The organism is Pseudomonas sp. MPR-R2A5 (genome assembly GCF_058793055.1).
The window spans coordinates 54557-72882 of the sequence record NZ_JBXAFK010000019.1; the positions used below are offsets into that span (position 1 = coordinate 54557).

Genomic DNA, 18326 nt, shown 5'->3' on the forward strand with positions numbered 1-18326 from the left:
CTGCCTCGTCACCGCACAGTTAAGCAGGGGACGGATAATGCAGGAGCCCGCGCGTAGAGTTCAACTCAGTCTGCTTTGTCGCCGCCGGCCAGATTCTTCTTCGAGCCGGTCTTGAAATCGGTCTCGTACCAGCCGCTGCCACTCAGGCGGAAGCCCGGCATGGACAACATCTTCTTGAGTTCAGGCGCCTGGCAGGCCGGGCAATCGACCAACGGCGCTGCGCTGATCTTTTGAATGGCTTCCAACTGATGACCACAGGAAGCACATTGATAGTCGTACATGGGCATGGAGATGTCTCGGCGATCAGATCGTTACGCGCTACGCCTGCCCAACGGATCAAGCCCCGGCATTCGCAGCAAAGCGCGGGATTATATCTGGTAAATCGAGGCAGCGCAGCCGGCTTTCTGCCCGAAGCCAGGCCCGCCCTGGGGCAGGCCTGGCCACGGAACCGCAAGATTACTCAGGACTCAACGGTGCGCTGCAGCCTTTTAACAGGTGAACCACGCACACGACCCTGACCAGTCCACTGAAGTTCTTTACGCCTCCATACCGCAAATGCACTTCCCGATCGACGTAAGACAGCAATGCACTGACCGAACAGGCATTGAGCCTGGCAATCTCCGTGAGGATATTCCAATAGATCTGCTCGAGCCGCAGACAGGTGGAAAAACCGTTGAGCCTGACCGATCGGGACAACGGCCTGGCCAATCCCATATCGAACCCCCTGGAGAAGGGATCGACCTTTATCTTCTGAAAACCACCCGTTTCCATCACTCCACTCACCGCTCCACGTGACATACACCTGACACTCCGTTGCCAAACAACAGCCCATGGGTTTCTCCCATTGGGCGATAGGCCTATAAAACAGCAGGAAGACAGGGGCAGCCAGAAGACGGAGAGTCGATCATCGTAGGAGAACGCCAGGAAGCGCGGGGAAACCCGCGAGCGGCGTCGGGACGACGCCACTCGAGGTCGATGGTTACTGGTTTTCGAGCAGGGAACGCAGCATCCACGCGGTTTTCTCGTGAACCTGCATGCGTTGGGTCAACAAGTCGGCCGTTGGCTCGTCACTGACCTTGTCGAGCAGCGGAAAAATGCCACGCGCGGTCCGCGTGACCGCTTCCTGGCCCGCAACCAATTGCTTGATCATCTCTTCTGCGCTCGGTACGCCTTCTTCTTCCTTGATCGAAGAAAGACGGGCATAGATCGAATAGGCACCCGGCGCCGGAAAGCCCAGGGCACGGATACGTTCGGCAATGGAGTCCACCGCCAGCGCCAGCTCGTTGTACTGCTCCTCGAACATCAGGTGCAGCGTGCGGAACATGGGGCCCGTGACGTTCCAATGGAAATTGTGGGTCTTCAGGTACAGTACATAGGTATCGGAAAGCAGTCGCGAAAGCCCATCGACGATGGATTTACGATCTTCTTCACTGATACCGATATCGATTGCCATGTTTATCCCCTTCAATTGACAAGCATTCATTGATCAGGTGCAGGACCACTCTAGCAAGAGTCCCCACCTTGTGCAGCCCGGCAGCACCAGGCGACGTGCGGCAATTCGCCCCGCGCGGGCGCACCGGCCTGTGACAAGCAAGGCTTTGCGCCCGACAGGCGATTTGCCTGATAGCGATAAAAAAGCCTGCAAACGTCTAGGACAAGCGTTTGACGCAGAAATGCCACACCCCTTGCAATGCCTGGAAATGCTTGATTTGAGTAGGCACAGCCTTTGCTGTTAAATAGGCAGCGTGTCGCTGCCGTTATTTTCTTCGGCCAGCGCATAGGCTGATACCCGTGCACGTGCTCAACGCCTCCCATTGTTCAGAAGCGAACCGTGCCAGTCAGCTCTTCCTTGTGATCCGTCTTAACGTGAGTTAATCAAAATGTTGAAAATCGTCCACCTGCTAACGGGCGTTGCAGCTTTGCTGCTGTCCTTTATCCCGAGCCTGCAGCCTGAAAGCCTGCCCTACCTGCAACAACATGACGCTCTGTACCTGGCCTTGTTCGGCCTTCTTAACCTGACGCTGGCGCCCGTGATTCCGTACTGGAACAAAGGCATGCGTCATCAACTGCAAAACCTCGTCAGTGCGCTGTTGGTGCTGACCGTTGTGGTCCAAACTCTCACCCTCCTGGCACCCATGCCTGAAGTCGGCGGCCACCCGGCCATCCTGCTCAGCCTGGTCATTGCGCTGGTCGCCATCGTTCTTCACCTGGCCATCAGCTTCTACCGTTCGTCCCCTGCGGCCGCGTCGCAAAACTACGACATGACCAATCGGGATACCGGGACCGTCAAGTGGTTCAACACGTCCAAAGGCTTCGGCTTTATTTCCCGCGATTCGGGCGACGATATCTTCGTCCACTTCCGGGCCATCCGTGGCGAAGGCCATCGCGTTCTGGTCGAAGGTCAGCGTGTGGAATTCTCCGTCATGAATCGCGACAAAGGCCTGCAAGCCGAAGACGTGATCGCTGCCCTGCCACGTCGCTGATTTCAGCCCGCGCTGCAAAAAAAAAACCGCGATCCAGCTAGGCTGGATCGCGGTTTTTTATGCGCGACTATTAAGGGTGGGCCAATTAATAGTGAGGCGGTGGAGCCTCCTCTTCGGAGGTTTCGAACTGGCCGCCCATTTCTTCCTGGCGCTTGAGCAGCGCCGCCATCTGAAGCTGCAGGCGTTCAACCGCGCGCTGCTGGGTCACCAGGATATCGTTGAGCGTCTCGATGGTGTCGTCCTGGAAGGCCAAGCGGCTTTCCAGGTCCGTCACACGGTCTTGCAGATCCATGGTTCAGTCCTGCGCAAAAATAAAGTCGGCAGGCAACAACTCACGCATGCGCGCGCGAATAGCCGCTACCTGTTGTTCAGTGTACGGCTGCGCCGGATGCTTGCCCCAAACCGGAGCCGGCCATGCCGCGTCATCGCGCCTGCGTACGATCACATGCACATGCAACTGGCTGACGACGTTGCCCAGCGCACCAATATTCATCTTGTCGGCCATCAAGCCTTCGTTGAGCAACTGCGCCAGGGCCGTGGTTTCTTCCCATAGGATTCGTTGATCTGCGACATCCAGCTGAAACACTTCGCTGATACCGTTGATACGCGGTACCAGAATGAACCATGGGTAGTTCGAGTCATTGGACAGCAGCAGGCGGCACAGCGGGAAGTCCCCGAGGGCCAGTGTGTCTTGTTGCAAGCGTTGGTCTAAGGCGAACACCACGGGCACTCCGTTCGGCAGGTCAAGTTCAGGTACCCAGCATACCGTTGATTGTTCGCGGCTTCACGGCGAATGCAGGAAGCGTCGGCACGGTCCGACAAAAAAACCTGCACCTTTTCGAAGCAAGCGAATATATGAGCTACGCTAGAACGGGCCTCACCGGAACGCACCAAAATGACCCACTTGTGCCTCAAAGAGATCCGCCAAGTACCCACTCATCGGGGTGAACCGGTAACGTTTTGCGCAGGCACAGGTTTTTTGTACCACCGCACTGATGTCATGCGCGGCCGTCAAGACCAAACCAAAGGGCGTAAAAAGCCCGTGCTTATGCGGTTTTTACAGGGCAGTAACGATTTTCACGAAAAAATGACATTCAGTTACCGATTTGGGCGCGCTTGTTGCATTCACACCCATATCGTCGGCAACGACACCCGTTCGGAAGCAGGTGTTTCGCGAAAAGAACAACAGCGTTTCAATGCGAATCAAGGAAGACTCCAAACTATTGAAGGGTTTGAAAACAGCATTGAAGTTGTCAGTCCAGTTACATTCGGACTGTGAATTTGCGACATGGAGCTAGCAATTTACGACAGCCTCGTAAAGAAGCTGAAAGGATAGTTGGACAAGTATCGTCAATACGGTCTGCGTGATATAACTTTACGCCGACACAAAAAAGAAAGAGCCGCCCAGATAAAAATACAGGTGGGACGGCAGTACTCTTCCTAAACCAAAGGAGCAAATCACGATGCGCGTGATGAAGTGGAGCATGATCGCCCTGGCTGTTTCAGCAGGCACCTCGCAGTTCGCAATGGCGTCCGCCCAGGACGATTCCAAGGGCTTTATCGAGGACAGCACAGCCAGTATCCTGACTCGTACCCTGTACTTCAGCCGTGACTTCCGTAACAACGCGCCAGGCACTCAAAGCCGTCGCGAAGAAACCGGTCTCGGCTTCCACGGTCTGTTCAGCTCGGGTTACACCCAAGGCACCATCGGTGTCGGTGTCGATGCCATTGGTTTGCTGGGCATCAAACTCGACAGCGGCAAGGGCCGTGCCGGTACCGGCCTGTTCCCTAACGGCTCCGACGGTCGTGCGCAGGATGATTACTCCAAGGGTGGCGCAGCCATCAAGTTCCGTATTTCCGATACGGTCCTGAAAGTGGGCGACCAGTACACCACCGCCCCGGTATTCGCATCCGATGACAGCCGCCTCCTGCCAGAACTGCCACAAGGTATCTCGCTCACCAGCAACGAGATCAAGGGCCTGAAACTGGAAGCCGGTCACTTCACCTCGATCGTTGCCCAGGACCACACCTACAAGGACAGTATCGCAAGCTCCGAGCCGGGTACCGGTACTGGCCTGCGCGACGCCAACTTCGTAGGCGGCGTGTACTCCTGGACCCCAGAGTTCACTACCAGCCTCTACTACTCGAAAGTGGAAGACTACTGGAAGAAACTCTACGCCAACGTGAACTGGACCCACGCGCTTAGCGATGATCAGTCCCTGGCTGTCGACTTCAACATCTACAGCACCAAAAGCGACGGCGCCGGCCTGCAACGCGCAGAAAAAGACGGCACCACCAAGCTGGATAACCGTGCCTACAGCTTGCAGGGCGCCTATACCCTCGGCGCTCACACCTTTACCCTCGCCTACCAGAAAGTTAGCGGTGACGGCGACTACGGTTACGGCGTAGACGGCGGCGGCACGATTTTCCTGGCCAACTCCATCGCCCGTTCCGACTTCAACGCTGAAGACGAGAAATCCTGGCAAGCTCGCTACGACCTGAACATGGCCACCTTCGGCGTGCCAGGCCTGAGCTTCATGACTCGTTACGTCAACGGCAGCGGCGCCAACACTGGCACCACATCGAACGGTAAAGAGTGGGAACGCGACATCGAAGCCAAATACGTGATCCAGAGCGGCCCAGCCAAAGACCTGAGCCTGCGCGTCCGTCAAGCGACCTATCGTTCGTCTGACGGCGTGTACTACGGTTCGGCGTCGATCGACGAACTGCGTCTGATCGCGCAATACCCGCTGAACATCTTGTAATTAAGCGTTTGATTACAACGATGACTTAAGGCTTCGGCCTTAAACAAAAAAAGCCGCCCCTCTGCTAGCCAGGGGGGCGGCTTTTTTATTGCAGTTTTACTTCAGCGAATAAATAACTAGCAAGCTAACTAACGAGATTAAGCTGACACGTTTAACCTGACCTTTCGGCCAAGTTAAACATGACGCTTTCGCTTACTTCGGCGCAGCCTCTTGCATGACTCGTATAACTCGCTGCGGAAATGGAATATCAATCCCGGCTGCCTTTAAACGGTCACGGGACAGTTCATTAAGCATGAACACTACATCCCAATAATCCGGGGTATTGGTCCAGCAACGCAGAGAAACAGTGATCGAGCTGTCACCCAGGGTCGACACCACGGCAACAGGCGCAGGGTCAGCCAGCACGCGCGGATCTTTCGCCAGATCCAGCAGCACTTCGCGGGCTTTTTGCAGATCGGCTTCATAGTCCACCCCCACATCGAACACCACCTTGCGGGTCGGCTGACGGTTGGTGTTGGTGATAATGCCATTGGACAGGATGCCGTTCGGCACGATCACGGTCTTGTTGTCGCCGGTGCGCAGCACGGTGTGGAAGATCTGGATGCTGTCGACGGTACCGGCGGTGCCCTGGGCTTCGATCCAGTCGCCGATACGGAACGGACGGAACAACAGAATCAGCACCCCGCCGGCGAAGTTGGCCAGGCTGCCTTGCAATGCCAGGCCGATGGCCAGGGTAGCCGCACCGATAGCCGCGACGAACGAGGTGGTTGCCACGCCGATCATCGAGGCCACGCTGACGATCAGCATGACTTTCAGTGCAATGTTCGCAAGGCTGGTGATGAAGTGCTGCAGCGCCAGGTCCGCGTTACGCATGGCCAGCAGGCGGCCCACGCGGTGGGTCAATACGTTGATCAGCCACCAGCCAATGGCCAGGGTGATCACCGCCAGCAACACCCGGCTGCCGTATTCCATGATCATCGGGATCCACGACTGCGACGTCTTGATCAAGTGATCCATTTCAGCGTTTAAATCCATGTAGCTTCTCCTGTGTGGCGGATGTGCGGCTTATTGACGGCCTAGAAACACAAATGAGCCCCGTAGGGCTCAAGTGCAGGCGTGGGTTCTGGGGCGTGGGACGTCGAAAACGCCCGCAGGTTCCCCGAAGTGCCATCAGTCGCGGAAGTTATTGAACTGCAGCGGCATGTCGAATGTCTTGGCGCGCAGGGCCGCGATTGCCTCTTGCAGGTCGTCACGCTTCTTGCCGGTGACACGTACCTGCTCACCCTGGATGGCAGCCTGGACTTTCAGCTTGGCATCCTTGATATGGGCGACGATCTTCTTCGCCAGCTCCTTGTCGATGCCTTCCTTGAGCACGGCTTCCTGCTTCATCAGCTTGCCGGAGGCGTAGGCGTCCTTGACTTCAAGGCACTGCACGTCGATCTTGCGCTTGACCAGGGCCAGCTTGAGGATCTCGATCATCGCTTCCAGCTGGAAATCGGCTTCAGCGGTCAAGTTGACAGTCAGTTCCTTTTCCTTGAATTCGAAGCTGCCCTTGCCTTTCAAGTCATAGCGGCGGTCCAGTTCCTTGACGGCGTTCTCGACGGCGTTGGTGACTTCGTGTTTGTCCAGTTCGGATACCACGTCGAACGAAGGCATGTCATTTCTCCAATATAAAGGGCGGGCTCAGTAAAGATGGAGCGCGCCGAGCTAAAATGCCGGGGCATTATAGCGGTTCTTTCGCCCCATTCACCGTGGGCGCCCCTACGGAGCACAAACTGATGTCGACCCCTTGGCACATTCTCGGCGCCGGCAGCCTCGGCACACTCTGGGCCACCCGCCTGACGCGCGCCGGCGTGCCCGTGAGGCTGATCCTGCGCGATGAGGCGCGCCTGGCCAGCTACCAGGCGGGGCCAGGGCTGACCCTGGTGGAGCAAGGCGTAGCACACACCTACCCTGTGATCGGCGAAACACCTGACAGCCCCGGCCCGATTCATCGTCTGCTGGTGGCGTGCAAAGCCTACGACGCCCAGGGTGCCATCGCCCGGTTGCAGCATCGACTGGTACCGGACGCCGAACTGATCCTCTTGCAAAACGGCCTGGGCAGCCAGGACGCCGTCGCGGCGCAACTGCCCCAGGCGCGCTGCATCTTCGCCTCCAGCACCGAAGGCGCGTTTCGCGACGGCGACTGGCGCGTGGTATTCGCCGGGCATGGCTACACCTGGCTGGGCGACGCTCAGCACCCCACTCCACCGCTATGGCTGGATGACCTGCAAGCTGCGGGCATCCCCCACGAATGGAGCACCGACATCCTCACCCGCCTGTGGCGCAAACTCGCGCTCAATTGCGCGATCAACCCGCTGACGGTGCTGTACCAATGCCGAAATGGCGGCCTGCAGGCACATCAGTGTGAAGTCGCGACCCTGTGCGCCGAACTGAGCGAGCTGCTCGAATGCTGCGGCCAGCCTGCCGCCGCGCAAGATCTGCACAGTGAGGTAGAGCGAGTGATCCAGGCCACGGCCGCCAATTACTCCTCGATGTACCAGGACGTGGCCAACGCGCGGCGCACCGAAATCAGCTACCTGCTGGGCTATGCGTGCCAGGCGGCCAACCGTCATCAATTGGTCCTGCCGCACTTGCAACAGGTGCAGATGCGCCTGGTCGAGCAGTTGATTGCACGCGGATTGCCCAGCGACTGAGGCACGCGCTACCCTGCCCACTTGTCTATTACCTGTGGAAAACTGATGCCACTGCGCCAGCGTCTCGAAAATCTCCCGGTGGGGCAAAAGCTGCTGGCCGCCCTACTGGTGCTGCTGACCACTGTATTGCTGGTGGCCAACCTGACCTTTATCAGCGCCGCCTACTGGATTTCCCAGGAAAGCATGGCGCCCCAGGCCTTGCAGGCCATCGGTCGGCTGGTGTCCAACCCGGCACTCGCCGCCGAAGCCCTGGAATCTCCAGCCAAGGCCGACGCCCTGCTCAATGAACTGACCAGCTATTCGCCGCTGCGCGCCGCCGCACTGTACGACGGCGAAGGCAACCGCCTGGCGCAGATGCAACATGGCGACCGCCTGCACTTGCCGGACAGCTACCGGCATATCGAGGCCTGGCGGGTCACTGAATTCCGCAGCAACCAGGTGATCACCCTGCCTCGCGCGGGCCAGCCATCCGGGCATTTGCTGCTGGTGGCCAGCAGTGAGCTGCCGGTGGCGTTCTACACCGGTACGCTGACCGCCAGCCTGGGTATCCTGATTTTCAGCGTACTGCTGTGGCTGGTCATCGCCCGGCAGATCAAACGCTTGATCACGCGCCCCATCCATGAGCTGGAAGAGCTGTCCCGCCAGGTCACCCGCGAAGAGAACTACGCCCTGCGCGCCGGCCGCGGCAACCGCGATGAAATCGGCAGCCTGGCCGAGGCCTTCAATACCATGCTGTCGCGTATCGAAGCCCGCGAACAGCAGCTCAAGCGCGCGCGGGACGACTCCCAGGCCGCCTATTCCCAGGCCCAGGGCCTGGCCGAGGAGACGCGCCACACCAACCGCAAGCTGGAACTGGAAGTCCAGGTGCGCAGCAAGATCGAGAAAAAACTCACCGGTTTCCAGAATTACCTGAACAGTATCATCGACTCCATGCCGTCGGCGCTGATCGCCCTGGATGAGCAGCTCTATGTCACCCAGTGGAACCAGGAAGCCAGCGCGCTTTCCGGTACGCGCCTCGACGAAGCCTTGAACCAGCCGATCTACCTCGCCTTCCAACCCCTCAAGCCATACCTGCCGCAAATCAAGGCTACCGTCGAGCAACACACGGTGGAACGCATCGAGCGGGTCACCTGGATCAAGGACGATGAGCCCAAGCATTACGCCCTGACCTTCTACCCGCTGACGGGCGGTGCCGGGCGCGGCGTGGTGATCCGCATCGATGACATCACCCAGCGCCTGTCCCTGGAAGAAATGATGGTGCAGTCGGAAAAAATGCTTTCCGTCGGCGGGCTCGCGGCCGGCATGGCCCATGAGATCAACAACCCGCTGGGAGCGATCCTGCATAACGTGCAAAACATCCGCCGCCGCTTGTCGCCCGACCTGCCCAAGAACCTGGAACAGGCCGAGCAGGTTGGCATCGACCTGGACACGGTCAACCGCTACCTGCAAAGCCGCGAAGTGCCGCAGCTGCTCGACGGCATCCAGCAAGCCGGCGCGCGGGCGGCGAAGATCGTGACCCATATGCTCAGTTTCAGCCGCCGCAGCAATCGGCAAATGGCGCCTTGCGACTTGCCGGCCCTGATCGACCAGGCCGTGGAAATTGCCGGTAATGACTTCGACCTCGCCATCGGCTTCGACTTCAAGGGCCAGGCGATCATCCGCCAATTCGACCCGCAACTGGGCCCGGTGCCCGGCACCGCCAACGAGCTGGAGCAGGTGTTGCTCAACCTGCTGAAAAACGCAGCCCAGGCCATTCACCTGCGCGGGGACGATCGCGAGCCGGGACGCATCATCCTGCGCACTCGGCTTAATCCGCCCTGGGCCGAAATCCAGGTGGAAGACAACGGTATCGGCATGAGCGAAAACGTGCGCAAACGCACGTTCGAGCCATTCTTCACCACCAAGGAGATCGGCCAGGGCACCGGGCTTGGGCTGTCGGTGTCGTACTTCATCATCACCAACAACCATAAGGGCCAGATGGAGGTGCACTCCACCTTGGGCCAAGGTACCTGCTTCACCTTGCGCCTGCCCCTGGCGGGCAGCCAATTGTCCCCCGCTGAACTTACCCAACTGGAGCACTGACCATGGGCTTTCGCCTGTCGAAGATTTACACCCGTACCGGCGACCAGGGTGAAACCGGCCTCGGCGACGGTCGCCGCGTGCCCAAGGACCACCCACGGGTGGAAGCCATTGGCGAAGTCGATACGCTGAACAGTCAGTTGGGGTTGCTGCTGGCGTATCTCGAAGCACTCGGCGGGCAGCATCCAGGCTTACAAGACGTGATCGAGGTGCTTACGCCTTGCCAGCATCGATTGTTCGATCTGGGCGGCGAGTTGGCGATGCCGGAGTACAAGGCACTGAATGCGGCGGAAGTTGATCGGCTGGAAGCAGCGATTGATCGCTGGAACGAGGAAGTCGGACCGCTGGAAAACTTTATCTTGCCTGGTGGTTCAGCGCTGATTGCCCAGGCCCATGTATGCCGCAGCCTGGCGCGCAGTGCCGAGCGGCGCTGTCAGCATCTGAATGCTGTAGAGCCGTTGGAAGGGGTGGGGTTGGCGTATATCAATCGGCTGTCGGATTTGCTGTTTGTGGCGGCGCGGGTGATTGCCAAGCGCCAGGGTGTTGCAGAAGTGTTGTGGCAGGCGGCGGCGAAGCCGCACTGATGATGATTCGGTGACTGATTGGGCCTCATCGGGGGTGCCCCCTCCCACATGTTGATCACATTCCAAAGTTGGAACTCGGTCGAATGTGGGAGGGGGCTTGCCCCCGATAGGGCCCTTCAGAGCACCATCAAAGCTCAGGCCAGAACGCCCGAATCCCTGCGACACCTTGAGCGCCGGCTTCCCACGCCTGCTCCCGCTGCGCAGGCCCAACCCCGCCTAACAGAAACACCGGTTTGCTGAACCCACGGATCAACTCTGCCGCCAGTTCCCAGCCCAACGGTTGGGCATCAGGATGGGTCTGGGTCGGCTGCACGGGCGACAGCGTGACAAAATCCACGTCCATCATTTCCGCCAGCGCCAGTTCTTCGGCGTTGTGGCAGGAAGCCGCCAGCCAACGATCCTTGGGCAGCGGGCGGCCCTTGCTCGCGTATTTGCGCAGTTGCGCGGCGGTCATGTGCCAGCCGGCCGCCGGAAAATCCCCCAGCCATTCAAACGGCCCCTTGAGCATCAACTGCGCCTTACCGGCGCACAGCCCCACTGCGTCCACCGCAAGGTCACGGTACTTGGGGTCATAACCGTTGGGGGCACGCAACTGAACCAGTTTGACGCCACCGGCAATGGCTTTCTGGATACCACGCAACAATGTCGGAGTTTCCAGCTCGCCCGGGGTGATCAGGTATTCGGCGGGCAGGCGTGCGGCGGCAACGATCGGCGCATTGGCTGCCGGAAACTCATAGTTGAGCAAATCCCGTTGGGCCACCCACGCCAGCGGCTGCCCTTCAGCACCATGGGGCTCGCCGGTAAAGGCCGAGACTTCCCAGACATCCAGCAACACCTGCTTGTCCGGGTAGTCATGCTGCACCTTGATCAGTGGCCGCGCCGTGGTGACCTGGATACCCAGCTCTTCCTGCAACTCGCGGGACAGCGCGGTGGCGACCGACTCGTCGGCCTCCACCTTGCCGCCAGGAAACTCCCAGAGACCGCCCTGATGCTGGGTATCGGCGCGGCGCGCCAGCAGGATCCTGCCATCGACGCCGCGGATCACCGCTGCTGCTACATGCACTCGTTTCACGCCACTGTCTCCCTTACAAGCTTTGAGCTGCCCTTTGCAGGAGCGAGCCTACTCGCGAAAAACGCCCAGGCACCGCGTGCATCCAGAATGTCCGCGTTATCGTTGACGTTCTTCACGAGCAAGCTCGCGCCTACAAGGTAACGTTCGTTTTCAGGTGCGGTATTCCGCATTGATCTTCACGTATTCGTGGGACAGGTCGGTGGTCCAGATGGTTTCGCTGCAGTTACCACGCCCCAGTTCGATGCGGATGGTGATTTCTTCCTGCTGCATCACCGCCGAGCCCTGGGCTTCGGTGTAGGTCTCGGCGCGCGCGCCACCGCTGGCGATGCATACGTCGCCGAGGAACACGTCGATCTTGCTCACATCCAGGTCCGGCACGCCGGCACGACCGACGGCGGCGAGGATACGCCCCCAGTTCGGGTCGGAGGCGAACAGTGCAGTCTTGATCAGTGGCGAATGGGCCACGGTATAACCGACATCCAGGCATTCCTGGTGGTTGCCGCCGCCGTTGACTTCAACCGTGACGAACTTGGTTGCGCCTTCGCCGTCACGCACGATGGCCTGGGCCACGTCCATGCACACTTCGAACACCGCCTGCTTCAATGCAGTAAACAGCGGCCCGTTGGCTTCGGTGATTTGCGGCAGGTTGGCTTGGCCAGTGGCGATCAGCATGCAGCAATCGTTGGTGGAGGTATCGCCATCAATGGTGATGCGGTTGAACGACTTGTTGGCGCCATCCAGGATCAGGCGTTGCAGCACATCGCGGGAAACTTTGGCGTCGGTGGCAATGTAGCCGAGCATGGTGGCCATGTTCGGGCGAATCATGCCCGCACCTTTGCTGATGCCGGTCACGGTGACCGTCACGCCTTCGTGCACGAATTGGCGGCTCGCACCTTTGGGCAGGGTGTCGGTGGTCATGATGCCAGTGGCGGCGGCCGCCCAGTTATCCACAGACAGGTCATCCAACGCGGCTTGCAGGGCCGCTTCGATTTTTTCCACGGGCAGCGGCTCGCCGATCACGCCGGTGGAGTACGGCAGTACCTGGCTGGCGTCCACGCCGGTCAGTTGCGCCAGCTTGGCGCAAGTGCGGGCGGCGGCGACCAGGCCAGGTTCACCGGTGCCGGCGTTGGCATTGCCGGTGTTGGTCAACAGGTAACGAATCGGGCCGGCCACGCGCTGCTTGGCCAGGATCACCGGCGCGGCGCAGAAGGCGTTGAGGGTGAACACACCAGCGACGGTCGAGCCTTCGGCACAGCGCATCACCACCACATCCTTGCGCCCCGGGCGTTTGATGCCGGCCGAAGCGATACCGAGTTCAAAACCGGCAACCGGGTGCAAAGTGGGCAAAGGACCAAGACCAACAGCCATGAATGCGCTCCTTAAAAATAGGTGATGTCTGTGCCGTCGCGTTCGACGGTAGGAATTAATGGCAAAACGCCGCGACGGCTGATGCCGGTCGCGGCGCGGGGTGTTGCAGCGTCAGGCGAAAATCTTAGTTGATTTCGCCGTGGCAGTGTTTGTACTTCTTGCCCGAACCGCACCAGCACAGCTCGTTACGGCCCAGCTTCTGCTCGTTGCGCACGGGGGTCTGGGCCAGGGCCACATCGACCTCCTCGCCCAACACCTCAGGAGCCTCGAGACCTGGCGCTTCGTCATGCTGGAATTGCATGCGCGCAGCCAAGGCCTCCGCTTCCTGGCGCAGGCGAGCTTCTTCCTCGACAGGATCTTCGCGACGCACCTGGACGTGGGACAACACGCGAATCGAATCGCGCTTGATCGAATCCAGCAGCTCGGAGAACAGCGTGAACGACTCGCGCTTGTACTCCTGCTTAGGGTTCTTCTGGGCATAGCCACGCAGGTGGATGCCATGACGCAGGTGGTCCATGGTCGACAGGTGGTCTTTCCACAGGTCATCCAGTACGCGCAGTACGATTTGTTTTTCGAAAGTACGCAGGGCTTCGGCGCTCGCCTGCTCTTCTTTCTCGTTGTACGCGGCCAGCAGCTCGGTCATGAGCTTCTCGCGCAGGGTTTCCTCGTACAGGTGGTCGTCTTCGTCGAGCCATTGCTGGACCGGCAAGTCAACACCGAAGTCGCTCTTCAACGCAGCTTCCAGACCGGCAACATCCCACTGCTCAGGCAGGGACTGTGGCGGAATGTGCGCGCTGACGGTGGCGTTGAGCACGTCCTGGCGGAAATCGGCAATGGTCTCGCCAATGTTGTCGGCGGCCAGCAACGTGTTACGCATGTGATAGATCACTTTACGCTGTTCGTTGTTGACGTCATCGAACTCGAGCAGTTGCTTACGAATGTCGAAGTTACGACCTTCTACCTTGCGCTGGGCCTTCTCGATGGCGTTGGTCACCATGCGGTGCTCGATCGCTTCACCGGACTGCATGCCCAGGGCCTTCATGAAGTTCTTCACCCGATCCGAGGCGAAGATACGCATCAGGCTGTCTTCCAGCGACAGGTAGAAACGGCTGGAACCGGCGTCACCCTGACGACCGGCACGACCACGCAGCTGGTTGTCGATACGGCGCGACTCGTGGCGCTCGGAAGCGATCACCTGCAGGCCACCGGACTCCAGCACCGCCTGGTGGCGTTTCTGCCAGTCGGCCTTGATCTGGGCGATCTGCTCAGGGGTCGGGTTGTCCAGGGACGCGACTTCCACTTCCCAGTTGCCGCCCAACAGGATGTCGGTACCACGACCGGCCATGTTGGTGGCGATGGTCAGCGCGCCTGGGCGGCCGGCCTGGGCGATGATCTCGGCTTCTTTTTCGTGGAACTTGGCGTTGAGGACCTTGTGCTCGATGCCTTCCTTGTTGAGCAGGTTGGACACATGCTCGGAAGTCTCGATGGTGGCGGTACCCACCAGGATAGGACGACCCTGGGCCATGCCGTCCTTGATGTCATTGATGATCGCCGCGTATTTCTCTTCGGCGGTCAGGAACACCAGGTCGTTGAAGTCTTTACGCGCCAATGGCTTGTTCGGCGGAATGACCACCACCGACAGACCGTAGATCTGGTGGAACTCGAACGCTTCGGTGTCGGCGGTACCGGTCATGCCGGACAGCTTGTTGTACAGACGGAAGTAGTTCTGGAAAGTCGTGGACGCCAACGTCTGGCTTTCAGCCTGGATGTTGAGCATTTCCTTGGCTTCGATGGCCTGGTGCAGGCCTTCGGACAGACGACGACCCGGCATGGTACGGCCGGTGTGTTCGTCAACCAGTACGACCTGGCCGTCCTGGACGATGTATTCGACGTTGCGATGGAACAGCTTGTGGGCGCGCAGGCCAGCATACACGTGGGTCAACAGGCCCAGGTTGTGTGCCGAGTACAGGCTTTCGCCCTCGGCCAGCAGGCCGATCTGGGTCAGCATGTCTTCGACGAACTGGTGGCCGGCTTCGTTGAGTTCGACCTGGCGGGTCTTCTCGTCGATGGTGAAGTGACCTTCTTTGGTCACCACGCCTTCCACTTCCTCGATGTGCTGCTCCAGGCGCGGGATCAACTTGTTGATCTCGGTGTACAGGCGCGAGCTGTCTTCGGCCTGGCCGGAGATGATCAGCGGGGTACGGGCTTCGTCGATGAGGATGGAGTCGACTTCGTCGATGACGGCAAAGTTGAGTTCACGCTGGAATTTTTCTTCCATGCTGAACGCCATGTTGTCGCGCAGGTAGTCGAAGCCGAATTCGTTGTTGGTACCGTAGGTGATGTCGGCAGCGTAGGCCGCGCGTTTTTCTTCCGGCGGTTGGAACGGCGTCACGACACCGACGGTCAGGCCGAGGAATTCATACAGCGGGCGCATCCAGTTGGCGTCCCGGCGGGCCAGGTAGTCGTTCACCGTCACAACATGCACGCCCTTGCCTGACAGTGCGTTGAGGTAAACACCCAGGGTCGCCACCAGGGTCTTGCCTTCACCGGTACGCATTTCGGCAATCATGCCTTCATGCAAGGTCATGCCGCCGATCAACTGGACGTCGAAGTGGCGCATGCCCATGACGCGCTTACCGGCTTCACGGGCAACCGCAAAGGCTTCGGGGAGCAGCTTGTCGAGGGTTTCACCTTTGGCTATGCGGGCCTTGAACTCTTCGGTCTTGGCGCGCAATTGCTCGTCCGAAAGGGCAACCATCTGCTCTTCGAAGGCATTGACCAGCTGCACCGTCTTGAGCATGCGTTTGACTTCGCGCTCATTCTTGCTTCCAAAAAGTTTCTTTAACAAAGGCGCAAACATATCGGCAGGTTCTTCCACACATAGGGATGGAGGGCGCACCGTGAGTGGCCCGAGCAGCCCTCACGGCCGCATGCGAACGCGCATTCTACCCGGAATCGTGGGTGAGGAAAGTGGCGTTGTTCCCCGATGCTGGCATGGTGCTGTGAGAGGGCTTGTTTAAAATAAGGGCTTTTGCTGGAACTTCAACCCATGGAGCCCAGAAGTTATCTATTGATTTCACGGGTAAAGCCTCGCCAATGCATTGCCTGGGGGTGCCTGGGCGGATTCTGCTAAGATGGCCGCTCTGTTACTTTAGGTGTCTGATCATGGCATTTCGCCCTCTTACAGCCCGCGCGCCCAGCGTGTTGCTTCGCGAAGCCAAGCCGTTGAAAGCCATCTTTGGCCATGCGCAACGCTTGGGCCATTTGCAACGCCTGCTTGAAACCCAACTGCAACCTGCCGCGCGGGAACACTGTCATGTGGCCTCCTGGCGCGAAGGCAACCTGCTGCTAATTGTCACAGATGGCCATTGGGCGACACGCCTGCGCTATCAGCAAAAACGCCTGCAACGGCAATTGATGGCCTTCGATGAGTTCGCCAGCCTGACGCGGATCCAGTTCAAGGTGCAACCGCCAACCGTGCAGCAAGGCGCGGTCGGGCACACAATCAATTTATCGGTGAACGCGGCCGAGACCATTCAAGCCACGGCCGACGGCATCAGCGACCCGGGCTTGCGCGCGGCACTGGAGCGCCTGGCCGCGCATGCCAAGCCCAAGCCCTGATCCGTTATTTGCGCTTGCTCCCCCCCAGTAAAGACCCCAACAAGCCCCGCACCAATTGCCGCCCCATCTGATTGGCGGCTTGCTGCATGGCGGACTTGAGCGCCTTGCCCGCCGCAGTCCCCAGGAACGCACCGGCCTTATCGGTAAAGCTCGGCTCCTGGGCTGCAGGCGTGGACGCCTCGGCAGGCCCCAATTCCTTGCGCGCCATCAGTACTTCATAGGCCGACTCTCGATCAATCGGCTTGTCATAACGGCCTTGCAACGGCGAACTGGCGACCAAGGCGGCACGTTCACCGTCACTGAGCGGCCCGATCCGCGATTGTGGCGGTGCGACCAACACGCGCTGGACGACTTCCGGTGTGCCTTTTTCCTGCAAGGTGCCCACCAATGCCTCGCCCGTACCCAACTCCGTCAGGACCGCCAAGGCATCGAACGCCGGGTTGGGGCGAAAGCCGTCCGCCACCGCTCGCAGGGATTTCTGCTCCTTAGTGGTGAACGCACGCAACCCATGCTGGATACGCAGGCCCAGTTGCGCCAGCACCGCATCAGGCAAATCGCCAGGGGATTGGGTGACGAAATACACCCCCACCCCCTTGGAGCGAATCAATCGAACCACTTGTTCCAGGCGGTCCTGCAAGGCCTTGGGCGTGTCGGCGAATAATAAGTGGGCCTCGTCAAAAAACAGCGCCAGCAGCGGTTTGTCCGCATCGCCGCGCTCCGGCAGCTGCTCAAACAACTCAGCGAGCAGCCACAGCAGAAAGGTCGCATAGACCTTCGGCGCGTCATGCACCAGGCGGCTGGCGTCCAGCAAGTGGATGCGTCCGCGTCCGTCGCTGGCAGGCTGCAAAATATCCTCAAGCTGCAGGGCCGGCTCGCCAAACAAGGCTTCGGCCCCCTGCTGCTCCAGCACCGCCAGGCGCCGCAACAATGCCTGGCTGGAACCCGTGGTCATCAGCGCGGCATCTTCCCCCAGCAGTTCCGGGTGATAGCGCAGGTGGTTGAGCAGTGCCTTGAGGTCCTTGAGGTCCAGCAGCAACAGGCCTTCGCGATCTGCCACCTTGAATGCCGCGTAGAGCGCCGACTGCTGGCTGTCCGTCAACTCCAGCAGGCTGCCGAGCAACAGCGGGCCCATTTCGCTGATCGTGGTGCGCAAGGGATGACCAGACTGGCCATGAATGTCCCACAGCGTGACCGGATACGCTTTGCTCGTGTAATGAAGAAAGGGCATGCCGGCGATGCGTTCGGCCACCTTGCCCTGCGGGTTCGCCGCAGCGCCCAGGCCACAGAGGTCACCCTTTATATCGGCGGCAAATACCGCCACGCCCGCATCACTGAACGCCTCGGCCAGGCGTTGCAGCGTGACGGTCTTGCCCGTGCCGGTGGCGCCAGCAATCAACCCGTGGCGGTTGGCCAGGCGCATGGCCTGGGCGATGGGCTGGTCGTCGGGACCGGCACCAATAAGGAGTTGCGAGGAATCAGGCATTTCGTCACCTATGGTTAATCTTTCGTGCCGCCAGTCGATACAGACAGATGTGAGACCCACAAAGTCTAAAAATAGGTCAGATAGTTCCTACAGGGACCCACAGAGCTATCGCCAAGAAGTATCACACCTTTTTTGACACTGCCATTTTGCGCCTCCCACAAGGACGCGCTTCGGA

The 18326-nt window shown here is 59.6% G+C and carries 18 protein-coding genes; 7 read left to right on the plus strand and 11 right to left on the minus strand.

Translation table 11 applies throughout. The features are described 5' to 3' along the window. Window positions 1-65: 65 nt before the first annotated feature. From AC1Q6I_RS15305 to AC1Q6I_RS15315, 3 genes are all read right to left on the minus strand, one after another. Complete coding sequence (locus tag AC1Q6I_RS15305; protein WP_010208103.1) at window positions 66-287, minus strand: FmdB family zinc ribbon protein; 222 nt, start codon at window positions 285-287, stop codon at window positions 66-68. A 169-nt stretch (window positions 288-456) separates the two neighbouring features. Further along, window positions 457-798, minus strand: coding sequence for a ribbon-helix-helix domain-containing protein (locus AC1Q6I_RS15310; RefSeq protein WP_041161008.1), 342 nt, complete (start codon window positions 796-798; stop codon window positions 457-459). A 181-nt stretch (window positions 799-979) separates the two neighbouring features. Then, complete coding sequence (locus tag AC1Q6I_RS15315) at window positions 980-1453, minus strand: Dps family protein (RefSeq protein WP_003193874.1); 474 nt, start codon at window positions 1451-1453, stop codon at window positions 980-982. Window positions 1454-1880: 427 nt separating this feature from the next. On the opposite strand from AC1Q6I_RS15315, the gene AC1Q6I_RS15320 reads away from it, so the two are divergent. Next, window positions 1881-2483, plus strand: coding sequence for a cold-shock protein (locus tag AC1Q6I_RS15320; protein ID WP_024077151.1), 603 nt, complete (start codon window positions 1881-1883; stop codon window positions 2481-2483). An 85-nt stretch (window positions 2484-2568) separates the two neighbouring features. Here AC1Q6I_RS15320 and AC1Q6I_RS15325 read toward each other — a convergent pair whose 3' ends face one another. Both AC1Q6I_RS15325 and AC1Q6I_RS15330 read right to left on the minus strand, forming a co-directional pair. Next, complete coding sequence (locus AC1Q6I_RS15325) at window positions 2569-2775, minus strand: SlyX family protein (RefSeq protein WP_024077152.1); 207 nt, start codon at window positions 2773-2775, stop codon at window positions 2569-2571. Between the two features lie 3 nt (window positions 2776-2778). Further along, complete coding sequence (locus tag AC1Q6I_RS15330) at window positions 2779-3204, minus strand: HIT domain-containing protein (RefSeq protein WP_041161288.1); 426 nt, start codon at window positions 3202-3204, stop codon at window positions 2779-2781. A gap of 174 nt (window positions 3205-3378) precedes the next feature. On the opposite strand from AC1Q6I_RS15330, the gene AC1Q6I_RS15335 reads away from it, so the two are divergent. Together AC1Q6I_RS15335 and AC1Q6I_RS15340 are read left to right on the plus strand one after the other, a co-directional pair. After that, window positions 3379-3762, plus strand: coding sequence for a hypothetical protein (locus AC1Q6I_RS15335; RefSeq protein WP_143036939.1), 384 nt, complete (start codon window positions 3379-3381; stop codon window positions 3760-3762). 184 nt (window positions 3763-3946) lie between these two features. Beyond that, window positions 3947-5248 carry an OprD family porin gene (locus tag AC1Q6I_RS15340; protein ID WP_024077154.1) on the plus strand — a complete coding sequence of 434 codons (1302 nt, stop codon included), beginning with the start codon at window positions 3947-3949 and terminating at the stop codon, window positions 5246-5248. A gap of 192 nt (window positions 5249-5440) precedes the next feature. On the opposite strand, the gene AC1Q6I_RS15345 is transcribed toward AC1Q6I_RS15340, so the two are convergent. Then, window positions 5441-6283 (minus strand): mechanosensitive ion channel family protein, encoded by an 843-nt coding sequence (locus AC1Q6I_RS15345; RefSeq protein WP_102623795.1) that lies wholly within the window; start codon window positions 6281-6283, stop codon window positions 5441-5443. A gap of 135 nt (window positions 6284-6418) precedes the next feature. Continuing rightward, window positions 6419-6904 (minus strand): YajQ family cyclic di-GMP-binding protein, encoded by a 486-nt coding sequence (locus tag AC1Q6I_RS15350; RefSeq protein WP_003193880.1) that lies wholly within the window; start codon window positions 6902-6904, stop codon window positions 6419-6421. A 122-nt stretch (window positions 6905-7026) separates the two neighbouring features. On the opposite strand from AC1Q6I_RS15350, the gene AC1Q6I_RS15355 reads away from it, so the two are divergent. The 3 genes from AC1Q6I_RS15355 to AC1Q6I_RS15365 are packed head-to-tail and all read left to right on the plus strand — an operon-like array spanning window position 7027 to window position 10607. Further along, complete coding sequence (locus AC1Q6I_RS15355; protein ID WP_069077451.1) at window positions 7027-7944, plus strand: putative 2-dehydropantoate 2-reductase; 918 nt, start codon at window positions 7027-7029, stop codon at window positions 7942-7944. 45 nt (window positions 7945-7989) lie between these two features. After that, on the plus strand, window positions 7990-10026 hold the full coding sequence (locus AC1Q6I_RS15360) for a sensor histidine kinase (protein ID WP_024077157.1): 2037 nt from the start codon (window positions 7990-7992) through the stop codon (window positions 10024-10026). A 2-nt stretch (window positions 10027-10028) separates the two neighbouring features. Further along, complete coding sequence (locus tag AC1Q6I_RS15365) at window positions 10029-10607, plus strand: cob(I)yrinic acid a,c-diamide adenosyltransferase (protein WP_024077158.1); 579 nt, start codon at window positions 10029-10031, stop codon at window positions 10605-10607. Window positions 10608-10734: 127 nt separating this feature from the next. On the opposite strand, the gene AC1Q6I_RS15370 is transcribed toward AC1Q6I_RS15365, so the two are convergent. From AC1Q6I_RS15370 to secA, 3 genes are all read right to left on the minus strand, one after another. Continuing rightward, window positions 10735-11679: a Nudix family hydrolase gene (locus AC1Q6I_RS15370; RefSeq protein ID WP_024077159.1), complete on the minus strand. Its 945-nt coding sequence runs from the start codon at window positions 11677-11679 to the stop codon at window positions 10735-10737. Between the two features lie 150 nt (window positions 11680-11829). Beyond that, window positions 11830-13047, minus strand: coding sequence for a bifunctional glutamate N-acetyltransferase/amino-acid acetyltransferase ArgJ (gene argJ / locus AC1Q6I_RS15375; RefSeq protein ID WP_024077160.1), 1218 nt, complete (start codon window positions 13045-13047; stop codon window positions 11830-11832). A gap of 124 nt (window positions 13048-13171) precedes the next feature. Then, on the minus strand, window positions 13172-15907 hold the full coding sequence (gene secA / locus AC1Q6I_RS15380) for a preprotein translocase subunit SecA (RefSeq protein WP_024077161.1): 2736 nt from the start codon (window positions 15905-15907) through the stop codon (window positions 13172-13174). 305 nt (window positions 15908-16212) lie between these two features. Between secA and AC1Q6I_RS15385 the strand changes: the two genes are divergently transcribed. Then, complete coding sequence (locus AC1Q6I_RS15385) at window positions 16213-16668, plus strand: DUF721 domain-containing protein (protein WP_024077162.1); 456 nt, start codon at window positions 16213-16215, stop codon at window positions 16666-16668. 4 nt (window positions 16669-16672) lie between these two features. Here the strand turns inward: AC1Q6I_RS15385 and AC1Q6I_RS15390 are convergent, their stop codons facing one another. Then, a complete protein-coding gene (locus AC1Q6I_RS15390; protein WP_024077163.1) occupies window positions 16673-18151 on the minus strand; it encodes a helicase HerA-like domain-containing protein in 1479 nt (492 codons plus the stop codon). Between the last annotated feature and the right edge of the window lie 175 nt (window positions 18152-18326).